This is a genomic window from Caballeronia udeis (assembly GCF_044909315.1).
GTDB lineage: Bacteria > Pseudomonadota > Gammaproteobacteria > Burkholderiales > Burkholderiaceae > Caballeronia > Caballeronia udeis_A.
In genome coordinates this window covers 1-1,657 of the sequence record NZ_JBIYEB010000084.1, presented here as the reverse complement: position 1 = coordinate 1,657, position 1,657 = coordinate 1, and the positions used below count along the sequence as shown (strand labels likewise).

The window sequence follows — 1,657 nt, the reverse complement described above, 5'->3', positions numbered from 1 at the left end:
TAGATACTATGTAAGGGGCCATCGAAAGTAAGCTCCCTGGAGTAAAACGAGAATTCTGACACTCGTTTTTCGAAAGGAGCATGCAAATGGACGCGCCTAACACGGCCCTTCAAGGGCAACATATAACGATCGTCGGCCGGCTGTACGTTGCCTTCGAATTGGGCGATAAGAGCTGGAAGCTGTCACTGGGCGAGGGTGTGCGCGCGCCGAGTCGGTGTACGGTGGTGGCCGGCGATACGGCGGCGGTCCTGAGCGCGATCTCGAAGGCCAAAGCCCGCTGCCATCTGGGCACTGATGCTCCCGTGCGCAGTTGCTATGAGGCCGGGCGAGACGGCTTTTGGCTGCACCGCTGGCTGAGCGGACAAGGGATTGCGAACCTCGTAGTTGACCCGGCCAGTATCGAAGTGAATCGGCGGGCACGCCGTGCGAAGACGGACCGGCTCGACAGCGACAAGCTGCTGTCGATGCTGATGCGCTACCACGCGGGTGAACGGCGGGTGTGGGCGGTCGCGCGGATCCCAACGCCCGAGCAGGAGGATGAGCGGCGCGTGCATCGGGAACTCGGGCGTCTGCGGCAGGAGCGCACCGCGCACAGCAACCGGATCCGCTCGCTACTGGTGCTGCACAACCTGCGGGTCGAGCACATCGGCGGGCGCGCGTGGGCGCACTGGTGGGCCCAGCAGGCAGGGCAACTGCTGCCGGGCTTGCGGGCCGAGATTGAGCGCGAGTTCGAGCGGCTGTCGCTTGTCGCCGGGCAGATCAGGACGCTTGAGGCGCTGCAGGCCCGTCAGGTCCGCAGCGGCGCACAACCCGCGATCGCGGTGCTGGCGCGGCTCACGGGTATCGGCACCGGCAGCGCATGGACCCTGGTCAAGGAACTGTTCGGCTGGCGGCAGTTTCACAACCGCCGTGAAGTCGCCGGCTGCCTGGGCCTGGCACCGACGCCTTACGCGAGCGGCACCAGTGAGGTCGAGCAGGGCATCAGCAAGGCCGGCAACAAACGAGCGCGCTGGCTGATGGTCGAACTCGCGTGGAGCTGGCTGCGCTTCCAGCCGGCCAGCCAACTGAGCCAGTGGTTCAAAGTGCGCTTCGCGGGAGGCGGCAAGCGCGTGCGACGCATCGGCATAGTGGCGCTTGCACGCCGTCTGTCGATCGCCTTGTGGCGTTATCTAGAACAGGGTGAGATTCCGCTCGGGGCAACACTCAAGCCACCCAGCAGCAACACGGTTGCAACCTGAGCGGCGAATGACGATCGATGACACGGCCTGAGGGTCGACGCGCCCGGACAGTAAGAGGCTTGCCCGACGGGCAAGCGTAGTTTTAGATGGGGCGCGTCGGTAACGGAGTGGTTCCAGCGCTCTGCGCATGTGGTATGAGGTGACCGGCCTGGCGCCGGCACGGATAGAAGTTAGTCCGGGGGCGGTTGCCCGGACATCAAACACTCCGACCTAACTCGTTTTGAAGTTTGGCTTAGAAGGACTCCGAATACGAATCAGGCACCCTAGCCTGTGCAAGTTGTCCACCGCCGGCCAGCGTCGTGGTCGTGACAGGCGACCCGCTGGTCGACCGTGGACAACTTGCAGCACCCTCAAAGGAGGTAACTGATCCACGGGAAACAGATCCCCAAGGGCTTGACTTTCAATGCCCCATAGAAGTC

The 1,657-nt window shown here is 63.7% G+C and carries 1 protein-coding gene; it reads left to right on the top strand.

All coding sequences use genetic code 11. From position 1 onward, the window contains the following. The first annotated feature begins 86 nt into the window (after positions 1-86). Positions 87-1,238 carry an IS110 family RNA-guided transposase gene (locus ABH944_RS44540; RefSeq protein ID WP_404659728.1) on the top strand — a complete coding sequence of 384 codons (1,152 nt, stop codon included), beginning with the start codon at positions 87-89 and terminating at the stop codon, positions 1,236-1,238. Positions 1,239-1,657 lie beyond the last annotated feature (419 nt).